At 70.2% G+C, this 16,881-nt stretch carries 18 protein-coding genes; 11 read left to right on the plus strand and 7 right to left on the minus strand.

Translation table 11 applies throughout. The features are described 5' to 3' along the window. Entirely contained in the window at window positions 1-351 is a 351-nt protein-coding gene (locus ACFCVM_RS18425; RefSeq protein WP_375838187.1) for an L-rhamnose mutarotase, read from the plus strand. Further along, window positions 336-1,343: an aldo/keto reductase gene (locus tag ACFCVM_RS18430; RefSeq protein WP_375838188.1), complete on the plus strand. Its 1,008-nt coding sequence runs from the start codon at window positions 336-338 to the stop codon at window positions 1,341-1,343. The genes ACFCVM_RS18425 and ACFCVM_RS18430 overlap by 16 nt, the downstream gene beginning before the upstream one ends. Before the next feature lie 3 nt (window positions 1,344-1,346). Here the strand turns inward: ACFCVM_RS18430 and ACFCVM_RS18435 are convergent, their stop codons facing one another. The 4 genes from ACFCVM_RS18435 to ACFCVM_RS18450 form a co-directional block, all read right to left on the minus strand. Then, the gene (locus ACFCVM_RS18435) at window positions 1,347-1,742 is read right to left on the minus strand and encodes a nuclear transport factor 2 family protein (RefSeq protein WP_375838189.1); all 396 of its coding nucleotides are present in this window, start codon (window positions 1,740-1,742) and stop codon (window positions 1,347-1,349) included. 104 nt (window positions 1,743-1,846) lie between these two features. Then, window positions 1,847-2,587, minus strand: a complete 741-nt coding sequence (locus ACFCVM_RS18440) for a YcnI family protein (protein ID WP_375838190.1) — start codon at window positions 2,585-2,587, stop codon at window positions 1,847-1,849. Between the two features lie 71 nt (window positions 2,588-2,658). Then, window positions 2,659-3,294 (minus strand): hypothetical protein, encoded by a 636-nt coding sequence (locus tag ACFCVM_RS18445; RefSeq protein WP_375838191.1) that lies wholly within the window; start codon window positions 3,292-3,294, stop codon window positions 2,659-2,661. An 82-nt stretch (window positions 3,295-3,376) separates the two neighbouring features. Then, window positions 3,377-3,868, minus strand: coding sequence for a DUF4190 domain-containing protein (locus ACFCVM_RS18450; RefSeq protein ID WP_375838192.1), 492 nt, complete (start codon window positions 3,866-3,868; stop codon window positions 3,377-3,379). Window positions 3,869-4,050: 182 nt separating this feature from the next. On the opposite strand from ACFCVM_RS18450, the gene ACFCVM_RS18455 reads away from it, so the two are divergent. From ACFCVM_RS18455 to ACFCVM_RS18465, 3 genes are all read left to right on the plus strand, one after another. Further along, window positions 4,051-5,412 carry a serine hydrolase domain-containing protein gene (locus ACFCVM_RS18455; RefSeq protein WP_375838193.1) on the plus strand — a complete coding sequence of 454 codons (1,362 nt, stop codon included), beginning with the start codon at window positions 4,051-4,053 and terminating at the stop codon, window positions 5,410-5,412. A gap of 61 nt (window positions 5,413-5,473) precedes the next feature. Then, complete coding sequence (locus tag ACFCVM_RS18460; RefSeq protein WP_375838194.1) at window positions 5,474-6,106, plus strand: glyoxalase; 633 nt, start codon at window positions 5,474-5,476, stop codon at window positions 6,104-6,106. 36 nt (window positions 6,107-6,142) lie between these two features. After that, entirely contained in the window at window positions 6,143-6,724 is a 582-nt protein-coding gene (locus tag ACFCVM_RS18465) for a hypothetical protein (protein ID WP_375838195.1), read from the plus strand. A gap of 33 nt (window positions 6,725-6,757) precedes the next feature. On the opposite strand, the gene ACFCVM_RS18470 is transcribed toward ACFCVM_RS18465, so the two are convergent. Beyond that, window positions 6,758-7,378, minus strand: coding sequence for a TetR/AcrR family transcriptional regulator (locus ACFCVM_RS18470; RefSeq protein WP_375838196.1), 621 nt, complete (start codon window positions 7,376-7,378; stop codon window positions 6,758-6,760). 54 nt (window positions 7,379-7,432) lie between these two features. Between ACFCVM_RS18470 and ACFCVM_RS18475 the strand changes: the two genes are divergently transcribed. Then, a complete protein-coding gene (locus tag ACFCVM_RS18475; RefSeq protein WP_375838197.1) occupies window positions 7,433-8,827 on the plus strand; it encodes an amidase in 1,395 nt (464 codons plus the stop codon). A 95-nt stretch (window positions 8,828-8,922) separates the two neighbouring features. Next, window positions 8,923-10,347, plus strand: coding sequence for an APC family permease (locus ACFCVM_RS18480; protein ID WP_375838198.1), 1,425 nt, complete (start codon window positions 8,923-8,925; stop codon window positions 10,345-10,347). Between the two features lie 61 nt (window positions 10,348-10,408). Here the strand turns inward: ACFCVM_RS18480 and ACFCVM_RS18485 are convergent, their stop codons facing one another. Both ACFCVM_RS18485 and ACFCVM_RS18490 read right to left on the minus strand, forming a co-directional pair. Then, on the minus strand, window positions 10,409-11,737 hold the full coding sequence (locus tag ACFCVM_RS18485) for a 6-phospho-beta-glucosidase (RefSeq protein WP_375838199.1): 1,329 nt from the start codon (window positions 11,735-11,737) through the stop codon (window positions 10,409-10,411). After that, window positions 11,734-12,483, minus strand: coding sequence for a DeoR/GlpR family DNA-binding transcription regulator (locus tag ACFCVM_RS18490; RefSeq protein ID WP_375838200.1), 750 nt, complete (start codon window positions 12,481-12,483; stop codon window positions 11,734-11,736). Before ACFCVM_RS18490 ends, ACFCVM_RS18485 begins: the two co-directional genes overlap by 4 nt. 117 nt (window positions 12,484-12,600) lie before the next feature. Between ACFCVM_RS18490 and ACFCVM_RS18495 the strand changes: the two genes are divergently transcribed. Genes ACFCVM_RS18495 through ACFCVM_RS18510 form a run of 4 tightly spaced genes read left to right on the plus strand, consistent with a single transcriptional unit; the run spans window position 12,601 to window position 16,766 of the window. Continuing rightward, window positions 12,601-13,701: a carbohydrate kinase family protein gene (locus ACFCVM_RS18495; protein WP_375838201.1), complete on the plus strand. Its 1,101-nt coding sequence runs from the start codon at window positions 12,601-12,603 to the stop codon at window positions 13,699-13,701. Continuing rightward, window positions 13,698-15,053, plus strand: a complete 1,356-nt coding sequence (locus ACFCVM_RS18500) for an ABC transporter substrate-binding protein (RefSeq protein ID WP_375838202.1) — start codon at window positions 13,698-13,700, stop codon at window positions 15,051-15,053. Before ACFCVM_RS18495 ends, ACFCVM_RS18500 begins: the two co-directional genes overlap by 4 nt. Continuing rightward, entirely contained in the window at window positions 15,046-15,951 is a 906-nt protein-coding gene (locus ACFCVM_RS18505; RefSeq protein WP_375838203.1) for a carbohydrate ABC transporter permease, read from the plus strand. Before ACFCVM_RS18500 ends, ACFCVM_RS18505 begins: the two co-directional genes overlap by 8 nt. Beyond that, a complete protein-coding gene (locus ACFCVM_RS18510; RefSeq protein ID WP_375838204.1) occupies window positions 15,948-16,766 on the plus strand; it encodes a carbohydrate ABC transporter permease in 819 nt (272 codons plus the stop codon). The genes ACFCVM_RS18505 and ACFCVM_RS18510 overlap by 4 nt, the downstream gene beginning before the upstream one ends. Window positions 16,767-16,881: the final 115 nt, after the last annotated feature.

Below are 16,881 nucleotides of genomic sequence, written 5' to 3' on the forward strand. Positions count from 1 at the left end.
ATGACTGAGGCCTACGGTTTCACGACCACGCTCCGACCCGGGGCGGAGCGGGCGTACGAGACGTTCCATGCGGCGATCCCGGCCGCGCTCGACACGGCGATGCGTGATGCGGGCGTACTCGAGTGGCGCATCCGCCGGAGCGGGCTCGTGCTGCGTCACGACGTGGTCGTCGTCGATCGGGCGACGATGGAGGCCACGCTCGACGCCGATCCCGTCAACGCGAAGTGGCAGCTCGAGGTCGCTCCGTTCCTCGCCGACGACGACGCGCCCGTCGACGCCGCCGCTGCCGGCGGCGCGTCGGCGGTGGGGGATTCGACGCTCGTCTGGGACTTCGCGTGGCCGACGCGGTGAGCGGTCGGCCGACGCTCGTGTTGGGCGCTGCGCAACTCGGCAACCTCGGCGGCCCGATGGACGACGCCACTGCCGCGGCGCTGCTGGAGGCGGCATGGGCGGCGGGAGTCCGGCAGTTCGACACGGCGCCGCACTACGGGCTCGGACTCTCGGAGCGCCGGCTCGGCCGGTTCCTCGCGACGAAGCCCCGCGACGAGTTCCGCGTCAGCACCAAGGTCGGGCGGCTCCTCGTGCCCGCACCCGAGCGCGATCACGCGTTGCTCGACGACGAGGGGTTCCACGTGCCGCGCACGTTCCACCGGCGGTGGGACTTCAGTGCACGCGGAATCGGCGACTCGCTCGAGGCCAGTCGTGAACGACTCGGACTCGAGCACATCGACATCGCCTACCTGCACGACCCCGAGCAGCATCTCGAGACGGCGATGGGCCACGGGTACCGTGCGCTCGCCGAGTTCAGGGCGGCCGGCGTGGTGGGTGAGATCGGCGTCGGCAACCGGAACGTCGAGCTGTTGCGGCACATGGTCGAGGAACTCGACCTCGACCGGATCATGCTCGCGGGTCGGTTCACCCTGCTCGATCAGTCCGCGGCCCGCTCCCTCTTCCCGGCCTGTCGGCGCCGAGGCGTCGGCATCGACAACGCGTCGGTCTTCAACAGCGGAATCCTCGCCGAGTCGCCGATCGTCGACGGCGCCTGGTTCGATCACGGCGTCGCGTCATCGGCGGTGCTCGATCGTGCACGCCGCATCGAGCGCGTCGTGACGGAGTCCGGGTCGACCCTTCCCGCCGCGGCACTGGCGTTCGCCGCCGCCGCGGACGTCGTGCGCACGGTGGTGGTGGGCGCAATGTCCGCCGCCCAGCTTCGTCAGATCGTGGAGTGGCGGGAAGCCCCACCGGCTCCCGCGACCTGGGCGCAGCTGGCCGAGGCCGGCCTCATCGATGCCGACCTCATTGACGGCGAGTCAGCCGCCGGTGCGGTGGCCGCGTTCGGCTGACCGCTACCCGAGCTTGTCGGCGTGCCGGTGCACGACCCGCCAGCCGCTCGGCTCACGGCGGTACACCTGGGTGGCGCGCAGTGTGAAGGTGCGCGGCTCGCCGTCGATCGAGGCCGAGGCCCGTTCGTAGCCCACGGTGTAGGCCGCTTCGCCGAGCACGTCGAAGGCGATCAGGTCGAACGCGTAGTCGGTGCAGTTCGAGAAGCTCGTCGAGAGCTCCTCGAACGCCTCGACCAGCTCGGAGCGATTCGAGGCGTTGCGCCAGGCGCCGAGCACGCTGACCGGCTCATCGGCCGACCAGATCGCACGGCGCGGGCCGTCGTCGCCGTCGAACATGGCGCGTTCGGCCCGCACGAACTCGCTCTGGAGCCAGATCAGGAAATCCTCGCGATCGCTCATGATCTCAGGATCCTCTCGTCGGCCGCCGTGCACAATCACCGAGTGCTCCCAGAACGCCCGGCGCTCGCGACGAGGGCCGGGCGTTCCTCGTATCGGAGCCGGGGCTACGCCTGCTTCCTGCCGCGCCGCGCGGTGACCGCAAGCACGACGCCGATCGTGCCGACGAGGAGCCCGCCGACGGCGAGCACCCGAGCGACCACGTCGTCGTCGGAGCCGGTCTCCGCCGCGGCCGACGATCCTGCCGTGTCGGACGCATGCTCGGCCGAGGCGTCCGCCTCGACCGCGTGGCCGTGGCCGTCGCCGCTCGCCTCGGTGACCGTGATCGCGGGGGCGGGGTGCTCCGGCTCCGCCTCGCCCGGAGCGGCGACTGCGCTCCAGTCGGTCTGGCCCTCGGTGCACTCCTGCAGCACCGGGAAGGCGAGCGTCTCGCCCGCGGCATCCGCCGGCAATTGCGTCGACAGCGAGATCACGTCGCGCAGCTCGCTCGGCAGCGGGGTCACCGCCGTGTACACGACTGCACTCACGCGCTCGGTGATATTCGCCCCGTGCGAGTCCTTCTTCGGAGCATCGAGCTGCTCGACGACCTTCTCGATCGTCCATCCCGGGTTGACGGTGGGTGAGACGCGGTCGACGCCTTCGGGCATCGTGAACGTCAGCCTCGTGGTGGGGCTCTCGCCGCAGCCGTGCGGGATGCCGAAACTCAGCACCGTGTAGGCGCCGGCGGCGGTCTCGGTGGACTCGACGCCGACATGGGCGTTCGCCGCGAGCGGGGCGGCGAGGGCGAGGGCGGTGCCCGCGCCGAGGGCGAGGGCAGCGGCGAGGGAGGTGCGGATCTTGGAGTTCATTGCTCTGCTTTCAGGGTCTGCGAACGTGCACACGAGTGATGCGTGTGCGAAGTGTCGCGAAGTCGGAGGTGTCAGCGATTCGCCGCGAGGGCGGCGAGCGTCCGCGGCGGCGGTCCGCGGTAGCGCAGAGCAGTGCAGAGGAGCGACATCGCGTCGGACCCGACGACGCGCGGAGCCGCAGGAGCCAGGTGCGCGCGCAGCGGCGACACGAGGGCGACGTTGAGCAGGACCCAGACGGTCCGGATGCCCGAGGCGGCGAAGCTCAGGGCTCGCTGCACCTGATCGGCCAGGACCACGGCCGACACCGTGAGGACGGCGGCGATCACGTGTGCCACGAGCATCGCGGGGCCGAAATGCTCTTCGTGCGCCGGGGAACCCGTCAGCACGACCATCCCGGCAGAACCAGAGTGGTCATGCGGATGCCCCGCGGCGGGAGCAGCGGTGCGGAGCCCGGTTCTCGGCGTGAGCGAGTAGAGGGCGTGCAGCGCGAGCTGGGCGATCACGGCGGCGAGGGCAGCGCGCGGCGTGCTCCGCCGGCTGCCGACGATGAGGATCGCGGACGGCGCCGAGAATGCGAGCGCCACGGCGATCGTCACGAGCCCAGGAGGCGTGCCGCCTCCGATCGTGTGCGCCAGCGACGCGAAGAGGATCGCGGCGGCGGCGATTGCGAACGCCCGAACGACCTGGGCGCCCCGTCGGATCTGCACCCCATGATCATAGAGGCGCCCGAGAACGACGAAGCGCCGCCGGCAATGCCCGGCGGCGCTTCGTGCTTCGTGCGAGCTGGGATCAGCCGCAGGTGTAGGTGACGCCGTCGACCTCCCAGACGCCGGTGCCGAGTTCGCTGCACATGTCGACGACGCCGCCGACGAGCGCGGCGCCGGCCACGATGAAGACGATCGTGACGATGATGCCGACCACGGTCAGGATCGCGCCGACGATGATGCCCGCGGTCGCCGGGGTGTTCTTCACGCCCGCCTTCTTCGACTGCGACTTCGCGACGATGCTGAGGATGAGGCCGATGAGGGGCAGCACGATCGCGAGCACGAGACCCGCGATGCCGAGGCCCTTGCCGGGAACCGACGGCGCGGTCCCGGGCGCGGCGTACGCGTCGGCAGGGGCCGGCGCGGCGGGAGCCGGTGCAGCCGGAGCCGGTGCAGCGGGAGCCGGTGCGGCGGATGCCTCAGGAGCTGCCGGAGCTGCGGGCGGCGCGGTGACGGAGTCGGGGGTTGCGGGCGGCGTCGGAACGGTCGGCTCCTGGGGCAGGTTCGGGTCGGTCATGATGCTCCTCTGTCGTCGTGCTGTTCGGGTCGTCGTGCTGTGGTGCGCAATCGCTCCCGGACGATGATGCCAGTCGCGGCGAAAATGTGGGGAAGGCTCGCGTCCAGCGCGCGAATCAGTCCGCCATCCGTGGAAACCGAACAGGATTCGGCGCCGCGCCTCGCGCTTGCTAGCATCCGCTCGTGCACATCCTCCGCCGGGTGATCGTCATCGTTGCCGTCACCGCTCTCGTCCTCATCGCCGCGTTCACCGGGGTCTACCTCTGGCAGCAGCCGATCCTCTTGACCGGCACCGGCTACGCCGCCCACAACGCGTGCGCCGTCACCGAGGTCGCCGGCCGCGACGACCCCGCCACCGACCTGCCGCCGAACCCGCTCGTGCCGTACCTGCAGGTCGATGCCGACGACGACGCGGGCACGGCCACGGCCTCGATCGTGGGCGCCATCGCGCACCAGACCGCGTGGTACGCCGAGGGCTTCGGCTGCACGCTCGCCGATCAGCGGCCCCAGCTCGGCGCGGCGACCGCCATCGATTCGCAGGGCAACCCGTTCGCCGGCCTCGCAGCGCCCGCCGCGCCGACGGCCGAGGCAGGCACCGCGCTCGAGCAGGCGATGAGCCGTGCGTTCGGCGACGAGCTCGCGGCATCCGACCAGGAGGCGCTCGGCACTCGCGCGGTCGTCGTCGTGAAAGACGGCGAACTCGTCGCCGAGCGCTACGCCGACGGCTTCGACGCCGAGACGCCGCAGCTCGGCTGGTCGATGTCGAAGAGCGTCACCGAGCTCATGACGGGCATGCTCGTGGCGCAGGGCGTCGTCGCGCTGGGCGACGACCACTTGCGGCCGGAGTGGACCGACGAGCGCGCCGACATCACCGTCGAAGACCTGCTGCGCATGCAGAGCGGCCTCGAATGGGACGAGACCTACGATCTCGGCACGCCGATCACCCGCATGCTCTACCTCGAGCCCGACATGGGCGCCTACGTCGCGAGCCTGCCCCTCGAGCACGAGCCCGGCACGGTGCAGGAGTACTCGAGCGGCAGCACGACCCTGCTCTGCTCGGTGCTGGCCGAGCGAACGGGCCTCGGCGCCGACCTGCCGCGGCAGACGATCCTCGGCGCACTCGGCCTGTCGTCGGCCGTCTTCGAGCCCGATGCAGCCGGCACGCCCGTCTGCTCGTCGTACCTCTGGGCCGCGCCGCGCGACTGGGCCGCGCTCGGTCAGTTCGCCCTGCAGGAGGGGGAGTGGAACGGCGCGCAGCTGCTGCCCGACGGCTGGATGGCGGAGACCCTCACGAACGTCGACCACGACGAGACCGACGACCCCGGATACGCGATGGGCTTCCGCACGAACGTGCTGCCCGACGGCAGCCTGCGCTGGCCCGAACTGCCGGACGACACCTATTACATGAGCGGGCACGACGGGCAGAAGGTCGTCATGGTGCCCTCGGAAGGCCTCGTCGTGGTGCGCATGGGCTTCACGCCCGCCGCCGACGACGAGCCCTCGGAGCGGCAATTGGTGGCCGACGCGATCGCCGCATTCGGCTGACGGATCGAAGCGAGCAGTATCTGAGAAGCGCGCCGCGAGCGCGGTGAATATCGTCGGCGGTATGAACATCGAAACCACCAAGCTCACGTCCATCGACTCGATCACGCTCGACGCTGCCGACCCCGACGCGGCCTCGCGCTTCTACGCCGACGCCTTCGGGCTCGGGCCCCAGATCCGCACGAGGGCAGCGGATGCCCCGTCGAGCGGGTTCCGCGGATTCACCATGTCCGTCATCGTGTCGCAGCCGGCCGATGTCACCTCGCTGTTCGACTCCGCCGTCGCCGCCGGGGCATCCGTGCTGAAGCCCGCCGAGAAGTCCCTGTGGGGCTTCGGGGGCGTCGTGCAAGCGCCCGACGGCGCGATCTGGCAGGTCGCGACCTCGTCGAAGAAGGACTCGGGCCCGGCCACCCGCGCCATCGACAACCTCGTGCTGCTCCTCGGCGCCGAAGACGTCGGCGCGAGCAAGCGGTTCTACGTCGAGCGCGGGCTCTCCGTCGCGAAGAGCTTCGGCAGCTACGTCGACTTCGCGACCCCGGGCAGCCCGATCGGCCTCGGCCTCTACAAGCGACGCGCGCTCGCCAAGACCGTCGGCGTCGGCGCCGAGGGCTCGGGGTCGCACGGCATCCGCATCACCGGTGACGCCGGGTCGTTCACCGACCCCGAGGGATTCGAGTGGAGTGCCGCGGGGGAGTAGTCGGAGCCGCGGCATCCGTTCGATAGCCTGACGGTCATGCCCGAGCCGACCGATACCGCGAACCCGATCCCGCCGACCGCGATTCTCGTCGTCGGCGCCCCCGCATCGGGCAAGTCGACGGTGGGCCGACTGCTCGCCGAACGTCTTCGCCCCGGCGCGTTCATCGAGGGCGACGCGCTCTGGTTGATGGTCGTGGCGGGGCGGGAGGACATGGCCGAGCCGCCGAGCGAAGCAGCCCTCGCGCAGCTCGACCTGCGCTACCGCCACGGCGCGATGCTCAGCCGCTCGTTCGTCGATGCGGGCATCAGCGCTGTGCACGTCGACAACATCTTCGGTGACGAGGTCGTGGCCCAGCTCGACCGCGTGGGCGGCCGACGCGCGCTCATCGTGCTGCGGCCGAGCGTCGAGGCGATCGTGCGGCGCGACACCGAGCGCGGCAGCGGCGCGTACGACGGATGGATCGGCGACGGCACGCTCGCCGACGCGGTTCGCGTGTTCGACGGATGGCTCGCCGAGACCCCGGCCGTCGGCCTCTGGGTCGACTCGACCGAGCAGAGCGCCGAGGAGACGGTCGACTGGATCATGGAGCGGTGGGATACCGCCCTCGTCGGCGACTGATCGGGCGTCGCAGGGGGAGCGGCAGCCGGCCCGTCAGGGGAGTTCGCCGCGCACGAGCGTCGCGTCGAGGCCGGCGATGAGGGCCTCGAGGCCGCGATCGAACATCTCGAGGTCGCGCATGCCGGTGATGCCGAGCTCGTCGTCGGCCGGTTCGCGCGCGGCTGCCCGCGCCCGGCTGCGCGCCCACACGACGAGGAAGCCCGAGGCATAGGCGTCGACGATGCCGAGGATCTGCCGCGCGTTCTCGCGGGAGAGTCCGGCGTGCTCGAGGCTCGCGACGACGTTGCCGAGGTGCGGCGCGACGGGCGACGAGTCGTACGGAGCCAGGGCGAGCAGCTCGAACGAGTTCGGAAGCTGCACGGCGAGGTCGCGATAGCGGTCGAGGGTCTGCCGCACGAGCTGCTGCCATGACTCGCCGCCCGGTTGCCGCAGGTCGAGGTGCTCGATGAGGTGGTCGACGATCGCATCGATCAGGTCGTCGCGGCTCCGCACGTGCGTGTAGAGGCTCATCGGGGCGCAGTCGAGCTCGGAGGCGAGTCGCCGCATGGTCAAGGCGCTGAGGCCGTCGCGTTCGATCAGCGCGATCGCGGCCGAGGTGAGGTCGCGTCGGGTCAGATTCTGCCGAATCTCCGGAAGCTCTTGACGTGGCGGCATGCGTGCAACAGTATCGTCCGTACATTGTACGGACGCACGAAAGGCACCACCCGAATGGATCTGTATCGGCTCACCGCCACCGAAGCGACCGAGCTGTTCCGGCGCAAGGAACTCTCCCCGGTCGACCTGCTCGAGTCGGTGATCGCGCGCACCGAGGCGACCGAGCCGGCGATCAACGCCGTCACCGAGCAGTGGGTCGACGAGGCGCGAGCGGCAGCCGTCGTCTCCGAGGCGCGATTCGCGGCCGGCGACCAGGTGCGAGCGCTCGAGGGCATCCCGCTGATGCTGAAGGACGAGCAGCCCATCGCGGGCCGACTGCTCGAAGACGGGTGCCTGCTCGAGCAGGGCAACATCGCCGACGAGACGCACCCGATCGTGGAGCGCATCCAGGCGGCGGGAGCCGTCATCCACGGACGCACGACCACGCCCGAGTACTGCTGCGCGCCGGTGACGCACTCGAAGCTGTGGGGCATCACGCGCAACCCCTGGAACCCCGACTTCACGCCGGGCGGCTCATCGGGCGGCGCGGGCGCGGTGCTCGCCGCCGGGTCGACGGTGCTCGCGACCGGCTCCGACATCGGCGGATCGATCCGCATCCCGGCATCGTTCTGCGGCGTGGTCGGCTTCAAGCCTCCGTTCGGCCGCGTGCCGGGCATGGCGCCCTTCAACTCAGACACCTACTGCGCCGACGGGCCCATGGGGCGCAGCGTCGCCGACGTGGCCATGCTGCAGAACGTGATCTCGGGTCCGTGGGTCGGCGACGCCGCATCGCTCCGTGAGGTTGCTGCGGTCTCGGGCGAGGTCAGGCCGCTCCGCGGCATCCGCATCGCCCTGTGCCTCGACCTCGGCGGGTACGACGTCGACCCGGCCGTCGAGGCGAACACCCGCGCCGTCGCTGCGGCACTGACCTTCGCCGGCGCGACCGTCGACGAGGTGGAACTGCCGTGGGGCTACGAGCGGGTGGCCGAGGCGGCATGGCCGCACTTCGGCGCCGTCATGGGCCCGTTCATCGAGAGCATCGTCGACGGCGACCCCGACCGGGCGGCGCAGCTCATGCCCTACACGCGCGCGTTCGCCGCCAAGGCCGCCGGCGGCGGCGATTACGTCGAGGGGCTCGTGGCCGAGTCCGCGTTCTACCGCCCGTTCGCCGAGCTCATGACCGGCTACGACGTGCTGATCTGCCCGACGATCGCGACCACGGGCCTCGCGGCCGATGAGCCCTGCACCGACAGCAGCGACGTGTTCTCGAAGCTCATGACGCTGCCGTTCAACGTGATCGGCCGGGTTCCGGTGCTCGCCGTGCCGTCGGGCATCGCACCGAACGGCGTGCCGACCGGGGTGCAGATCGTCGGTCGCACCTACGACGACGCCACCGTCTTCCGGGTCGGTGCCGCACTCGAGCAGGAGCTCGCGCTCTGGACCGACCCGGCCTGGTGGCCGGCGCTCTAGCGGCACCGCAACACCGCACGATCGCACCACCGCACCGCGCAGTTCCCGCTTCACCGCTGTCATCCCCGTGTCCCCCTGGCATTGATCGGAGCACCATGACCACCACCACGACGATTGACGAGCAACACGGATTGGCCCGAGGCAAGCTCGGCACGTTCGACATCTTCTTCTTCGTGGTGGCGGCGGCCGCCCCCCTCGCCGTGATGGCGGGGGCGGCGCCGCTGGCGTTCCGCCTCGGTGGCATCGGGGCGCCCGGCGCCTACGTGTTCAGTGGCGTCGTGTACATCCTGTGCGCTGCGGGACTCACCGCGTTCGCGCTGTACGTGCGCAATGCCGGCGCGTTCTACGCCTTCATCGGCCGGGGCCTCGGGCGCCCGGCCGGTGTCGGCTCCGCGTTCGTGGCGCTCGTGTCGTACGCCCTCATCTGCGCGGGGTTCTACGGCTTCTTCGGGTTCTACGCGGCGACGACCTTCACGGACTCCTTCGGAATCGACCTGCACTGGTCGGTGTACGCGCTCATCGCCGTGGCGATCGTCGCGTTCCTCGGCTACCGCCAGATCGACATCGGTGCGCGCGTGCTCGCCGTGCTGATGATCCTCGAGGTGGCGATCCTCGTGGTGCTCGCCGTCGCGGTGCTCGTGACAGAGGGCACGGAGAACTTCTCGCTCGAGCCCTTCGCCCCCGGCAACGTGTTCAACCTCGGCAGCGGCGGCATGTTCGTGCTGGCCCTCGGGGCGTTCATCGGCTTCGAGGGAACCGCGATCTACGCCGAGGAGGCCCGCGATGCGAAGCGCACGGTGCCGAGGGCGACGTACCTCGCGGTCGGGTTCCTCGCGCTCTTCTACGGATTCATCGCCTGGGTCGCCGTCGCGGCGATGGGCGTCGACGGGCTCACGGAGTTCACCGTCTCCGACGTCTTCCAGGGGCTCTACTTCATGCTCGCCGAGTCGTACCTCGGCAGCTGGGCGGTGCTCGTCATGGGGCTCCTGATCGTGACGAGCATCCTCGCCGCGACGATCGCGTTCCACAACGCCACGTCGCGCTACATGTTCGCGCTCGGTCGCGACGGCGTGCTGCCGGCCAAGCTCGGCCAGACGCATCCGAAGTACCGTTCGCCGGCGCGGGCCAGCATCGTCACCACGATCGCCTCGCTCGTCTTGATCGTCGTCACCCTGGTCTTCAACGGCGACCCGTACCTGCAGTTGCTGCTGTGGACGAACGGCGTCGGCATCGTCGGCATCGTGGCGCTGCAGGCGCTCTGCATGGTCAGCGTCATCGCGTTCTTCCGGCGCGATCGGCGCGGCCACGGCGTGTTCCGGGTGGTCATCGCACCGGCGCTCGGCGTGCTCGGCCTCGTCGTCGGCCTCGTGCTCATGCTGACGAACCTCGACCTGCTGACCGGGCGCACCGACTGGGTGAACTGGGCGCTCATGGCGCCGCTCGTGCTCGTCGCCGTGGGCGGCGTGATCTGGGCGATCCGCACCCCCGCGAGGGAAGCGGCGGCCCCGGTCGAGGACTGAACGACGAGCGGGCCGCCCCCTCAGGGGCGACCCGCTCTCGCGCGTGCAGACTCCGCCGCGATCAGGGCAGCAGGGCGCCGATCTCGGGGAAGTTCTCGCGGTACCGGTCGAGCAGCGAGCGCGCGACGCCGACCGAGTCGACGAGCGGATGCGCCGCGAACGCGCGCCAGGCCTGCTCGCGGGACTCCTCGTGCACGGCGCTGATGATCAGTCGCTCGGCGGACTTCACCTGGGTCATCAGGCCGAGCATCTCGCCCGTGACCGGCGCGATCGGCCATGGGTGCACGCCGTCGCCGTCGACGACGCAGCCCACTTCGACCACCGCGTCCTCGGGCAGCTGCGGCACCAGGGCGTTGTTGCGGACGTTGAGGATCATGGTCGACGACCGGCCGGTGGCGAGGGCGGCCATGAGGTCGAGCGCGACCTCGTGGTAACCGCCGCCGTCGACGTCGGACTCGAGGCGTTCCTCGTCGGCGGGGCGGCTCTCGGCCATGTAGCTCGACTCGCGCTCGTGCCGGGCGTTCAGCCACGTCGCGAGCGGGTCGTCGCCGGGCGCCTCGTAGAACGCCGACTGCTGCCGGTCGAGGAACTCGCCGCGCGTCGACGGCGCCGAGCGGATGCGTTCGGTCGCCTCACGCGTGAAGTAGTAGTAGTAGAGGTATTCGTTCGGCAGTGCTCCGAGCGCGCGCACCCAGTCGAAGCCCATGAGCCGGGCCTCCTCGATGCGCTCGAGCGCCTGGTCGGACTCGAGCAGTCGAGGCAGGAGGTCGTCGCCGCCGGTCGTCATCGAGCGGAGCCACCCGAGGTGGTTCAGGCCCACGTAGTCGAAGGCGACGGAATCGGGGGCCCCGCTGACCGCCGTGGCGGCGCGGCGGATGAGCCCGATCGGGGTGTCGCAGATGCCGACGACGCGATCGCCGAGCACGCGCTGCATGGCCTCGGTGACGATGCCGGCCGGATTCGTGAAGTTGATGACCCAGGCGTCGGGCGCGACATCGCGGATCGTCTCGGCGAGTCGTGTCATGAACGGCACCGTGCGGAGTGCGTACGCGAGCCCGCCGGGTCCGACCGTCTCCTGGCCGAGCACGCCGAGGTCGAGCGCCGTCTTCTCGTCGAGGATGCGGCCGCGCGTGCCGCCGATGCGCACCGCGCTGAAGACGAAGTCGGCGCCGCGGAGGGCCTCTTCGAGGTCGGTCGTCAGCGTGATGGTCGGGACGTGGCGCTTCTCGCGGGCGAGGCCGGCGAGGATCGCGCCGATCGTCTGCAACCGGGATTCGGAGACATCGTAGAGGCTCAGCTCGTCGATGCGCACGGGTGCGTGGTCGGCCGAGACGGCTTCGAAGACCTGGGGGACGCGGAAGCCGCCGCCCCCGATGATGGTGAGCTTCACGCGACCATCACCTCGACACCGGCCTCGCGGAGGAGCTCGAGGGTCGCGGCATCCGCGTCGTCATTCGTGACGATCGCCGAGATCTGCTCGGGGCCGCAGACGCTGAGCACGCCGACGCCTGGGAACTTCGACGCGTCGGCGAGCACGACGGTGCGCTGCGAGGACTCGATCATCGCCAGCTTGATCGGAACCTCCATGCCCGTCGTGTCGGAGATGGTGCCGTTCGCCCGGATGCCGCTCGTGCCGAGGAAGCACGTGGTCGCCCGGATCTGCGCGAGCGCCTGCTCGGTCAGCGTGCCGATCATCGAGTTGTAGTTCTTGCGCACGGCACCGCCGAGCACGATGAGCTCGACGACGTCGTCGTCTCGCAACTCGTCGATGACCGCGAGGCTCGCGGTGATGACCGTGATGCGCCGGCCGCGCAGCTGGCGGGCGAGCAGTGCGGTCGTCGTGCCGATGTCGATGATGACGACGTCGCCCTCGGCCACGAGTTCGGCGGCCTTCTCGGCGATGCGCGACTTCTCGGGATGGTGCTGTCGTTCGACGTCGGTGAACGGGATCTGGTCGGGCTCGATGCTGCCGCCGCCGCGCACGCGTCGGAGCAGGCCCTCGGCACTGAGGGTGTTGAGATCACGGCGGATGGTCGAGAGCGAGACGCCGAACTGCTCGGCGAGCTCTTCGACGGTGACTTCGCCGTCAGTGCGCAGGGAATTCAGGATGTGCGCCTGTCGCGTTGCTGTGAGCATGTGAAAGAGCGTAGCAGTCAACTTCGAGCACGAATTGACGCAAGAGCGTTCATTCGAGAGTATGTTCAGTCAAAGGTCATCGACGATCGTTCACGCGATCGCACTCAAGGAGGATCCGTGACGGAACGCGCTGCCGACGACGTCGTCGATGTGCTGCTGACCGGGCCGGTCTTCTTCGATCTGGTCTTCACCGAGCTGAACGCGGCGCCGCGGCCGGGCACCGAGGTGCACGCGGAGGCACTGGCGAGCAGCCCCGGCGGCGTCGCCAACCTCGCCGTCGCGACCGCCCGACTCGGGCTCGGCACCGCGCTCGCCGCGACGCTCGGCGACGACGTCTACGGACGCTGGTGCTGGGAGTTCCTCGCCGACCACGAGGGCATCGACCTGACCTCGTCGCGGCTCGTTCCCGACTGGCCGACGCCCGTCACCGTCTCGATCGCGTCGGGCGGCGATCGCAGCATGATCACGCGCGAAGCGGCGTCGCCGGTTGCGGCCGGAACGCTGGTCGGCGACCGGGTCGCCGCTCGCGCGACCTTCGCCGACCTGGGCGCGATGTCGCGCGGTGCCCGCGCTGACGACGCGTGGTGGCGACCGGCGGCGCGCGCGGGCACGAAGATCTTCGCCGACATCGGCTGGGACTCCTCCGAGCGCTGGGACACTGCCGACCTGCAGCCGCTCGCCGACTGCTTCGCCTTCACGCCGAACGAGTCGGAGGCGATGGCCTACACGCGCACGGAGTCCGCCGTCGCGGCCGCGCGCGCCCTCGCCGACCGGGTGCCGCTCGTCGTGGTGACCCGGGGCGGCGACGGGGCCGTTGCGATCGACTCCGCGAGCGGCGAGGAGGTGACGGTGCCCGCGGTGCCGGCGAACGCGCGCGACGCGACGGGCGCGGGCGACGTGTTCGGCGCGGCGCTCGTGCTCGGCACGCTGCGCGAGTGGCCGCTCGAACAGCGCCTCTCGTTCGCCGCGCTGTGCGCGGCCCTCGCCGTCGAGCGCCCCGGCGGAGCGCTCGCGGCGCCCGGGTGGGGCGACCTCGCCGACTGGTGGGAGCGCACGCGCGGCGGCGGCGATCGCGAACTCGTCGCGCGGTTCTCGTTCCTCGCCGATGTGCTGCCCGAGACCCCCGGCCGCCGCAGATCGGAATCCACGTTCCCCTTCGCCGACTACCGAGCCACAGCAGCCCGGCGATCGTTCCCCGACAAGAGAGGTACATCATGAAGCGAAACATCCGACTGAATGCAGCAGCACTGGGAGGTGCCGCGCTCATCCTCGCCCTCGCGGGCTGTGCGCCGGGAACCGGCAGCACGGGCGGCAACGAGACCACGGGCGAGATCAGCACCGACATCTCCGGCGTCGGCGATGTCACCCTCACCGTCTGGGACCAGGAGGTGCGCGGTGGCCAGAACGAGCAGATGGAGCAGCTCAACGCCGCGTTCATGAAGAAGTACCCGAACGTCACCATCGATCGCAACTCGCAGTCGTTCGACGACCTCGCGACGACGCTTCGCCTCGCCCTGACCGATGCCGACGCACCCGACGTCGTGCAGGCCAACAACGGCCGCAACACCATGGGCCAGTTCGTCGCGGCCGACCAGCTGCGCCCGCTCGACGACTACGCCGAGGCCTACGGCTGGGGCGACCGCTTCTCGTCGTCGGTGCTGCAGTACTCGACCTACAGCGACGACGCCAAGGTCTTCGGCGACGGCAGCCTCTACGGCCTCCCGCAGGTCGGCGAGGTCGTCGGCATCTTCTACTCCAAGAGCAAGCTCGAGGGCCTCGGCCTCGAGGTGCCGACCGACTGGACCGAGTTCGATGCGGCGCTGAAGGCGGCGAAGGCGGCCGGGGAGACCCCGATGCAGCTCGGCAACATCGAGAAGTGGCCCGCACTGCACGTGTTCGGCCCGCTGCAGGGCGACTACGTCGACGCCGAGGTCATCACCGACCTCGGGCTCGGCAACGCCGGCCAGAGCTGGACCACGCCCGAGAACGTCGAGGCCGCAACTGCGCTGCAGGGCTGGGTCGATGCCGGCTACTTCAACGACGGCGTGAACGGCACCGACTACGACGCGGCGTGGCAGGCCCTCGCCGGCGGCGACGGCGTGTTCCTCATCGGCGGCTCGTGGCTCGCGGCCGACCTCGGCGACGCGATGGGCGACGACGTCGGGTTCTTCATCCCGAACACGGGCGACGGCACGCCGGCGACCACAGGCGGCACCGGCCTGCCGTTCACGATCACCTCGGCGGCCGACAACACCGACGTCGCGGCGGCCTACCTCGACTTCATCACGAGCGACGAGGCGATGGACGTGCTGGCCGAGACGGGCAACCTGCCCGTGAACCGCACCGCGGAGCTCGCTCCCGAGTCGGGCGTCCTGGCCGACGTGTTCACCGTGTTCGGCAACGTGACGGGCGACGGCAGCCTCCTGCCGTACCTCGACTACGCGACGCCGACCTTCGGCGACACCATGGGTCAGGCGCTGCAGGACCTGCTGGCGGGCCAGTCGACTCCGGAGCAGTTCACGGAGACCCTGGAAGCCGACTACTCGGAGTTCGTCGCAAGCAATGGCTGACGGCACCACCACGGTCGGGCGGAGCGCCTCTCGGCGTTCCGCCCGATCGGGCTGGGTCGCGTGGGCGTACCTCGCGCCAGCCCTGCTCATCTACGGCGCATTCCTGCTCTTCCCGCTCGGACGGGCCGCCCAGTACTCCCTCTTCGAGTGGGACGGGCTGGGGGAGTCGACCTTCGTCGGCCTCGACAACTACGTCGAGATCCTCTTCGACGAGCGACTTCGCGAGGCATTCTGGCACGCCCTCGTGCTCGTGTTCTTCTACGCGGTGCTGCCCCTCGCCATCGGCCTCGTGCTCGCTGCGCTGCTCACCCGCTCGCAGGTGCGGGGGCTCGGCTTCTTCCGCAGCGTCATCTTCCTGCCGCAGGTGATCGCCATGGTCGTCGTCGCCGTGACCTGGCGCCAGATCTACGCCCCCGACGGCCCGCTCAACGGATTCCTCCGACTCATCGGCCTCGATTCGCTGACCCGGCCGTGGCTCGGCGACTACACGTTCACGCTGCCCGCGGTCGGCCTGATCGGCACGTGGGTGTGCACGGGTCTCGTCACCGTGCTGCTGATGGCCGGCATGAGCCGCGTGCCGCGCGAGCTGTACGAGGCGGCACGGCTCGACGGTTCCGGCCCAGTCCGCGAGTTCTTCGCGATCACCCTCCCGACCGTTCGCGGGGAGATCACGGTCGCGCTCACCCTCACGATCGTCGCCGCGCTGAAGACCTTCGACCTCGTCTACGTGACGACGAGCGGAGGCCCCGGCACGTCGACGACGGTGCCGAGTTACGAGATCTACCGCCGGGCGTTCCAACTCGGGGATGTCGGCGTCGCCACCGCCGTCGGCATCGTGCTGACCATCATCGTCTTCGCCATCAACGGCGTCGTCAACATGATCGGAGACAGGAAATGAAGGTCTCCCCGATCGAACGGGGCGCGAACTACCTCGTGCTCATCGGGTTCGCGCTCGTGGTGCTCGGGCCCATCGGCGTCATCGTCACCATGGCATTCGGTCCGAAGGATGCCTCGGCAGCCCGTGAGGGCGGTGCGTTCCATCCCGAGAACTTCCCCGAGGCGTGGGAGATCGGCCGCTTCGGCCAGTACATGCTCACCTCGGTGGTCGTCGCCACGATCGTGGTCGTCGTCTCGGTGCTCGCCTCGATCCTCGCCGGATACGCGCTCGGGACGATGCGATTCCGCGGGGCGACGCTCGTGTTCTACGTCTTCCTCCTCGGCATCATGGTGCCGACCGAGGCGTTCATCGTGCCGCTCTACTTCGACCTTCGAGTGCTCGGGCTGACCAACACCGTCTGGGGCGTCGCGCTGCCGCAGATCGCGATGTCGATCGCCTTCGGCACGTACTGGATGCGCACGTACTTCCGCACCTCGAGCACGGCGCTCATCGAGGCCGCCCGCCTCGACGGGGCGAACTCGATGCGCATCCTCTGGCAGGTGCTCGTGCCGATCGGGCGGCCCGCGATCCTCACCCTCGTGCTGCTCGTGTTCATGTGGACCTGGAACGAGTTCCTCATCCCGCTCGTGATGTCGCCGAACGGAGCGGTGCGCACCGCTCCGCTCGGGCTCGCGTTCTTCCAGGGCCAGTACACGCAGGGCACGGCGCTGCTCGCAGCGGGCGCGGTCATGGTCGCATTGCCCGTCGTGCTGCTCTACGTGTTCCTGCAGCGCCACTTCATCAAGGGCATGATCGAGGGCGCCGTGCGCGAGTGACCGAAGAGCGCGCAATTACGCGCACTCGGTTTTGCGTGATTCTGAATGAAGATGCTTGCAACGCGAGCGAACCTGCCCTAGCTTGAGGGGGATCGGGGCGGCAGTCCGTCGTCTC

The organism is Agromyces sp. NPDC056389 (genome assembly GCF_042262385.1).
GTDB lineage: Bacteria > Actinomycetota > Actinomycetes > Actinomycetales > Microbacteriaceae > Agromyces.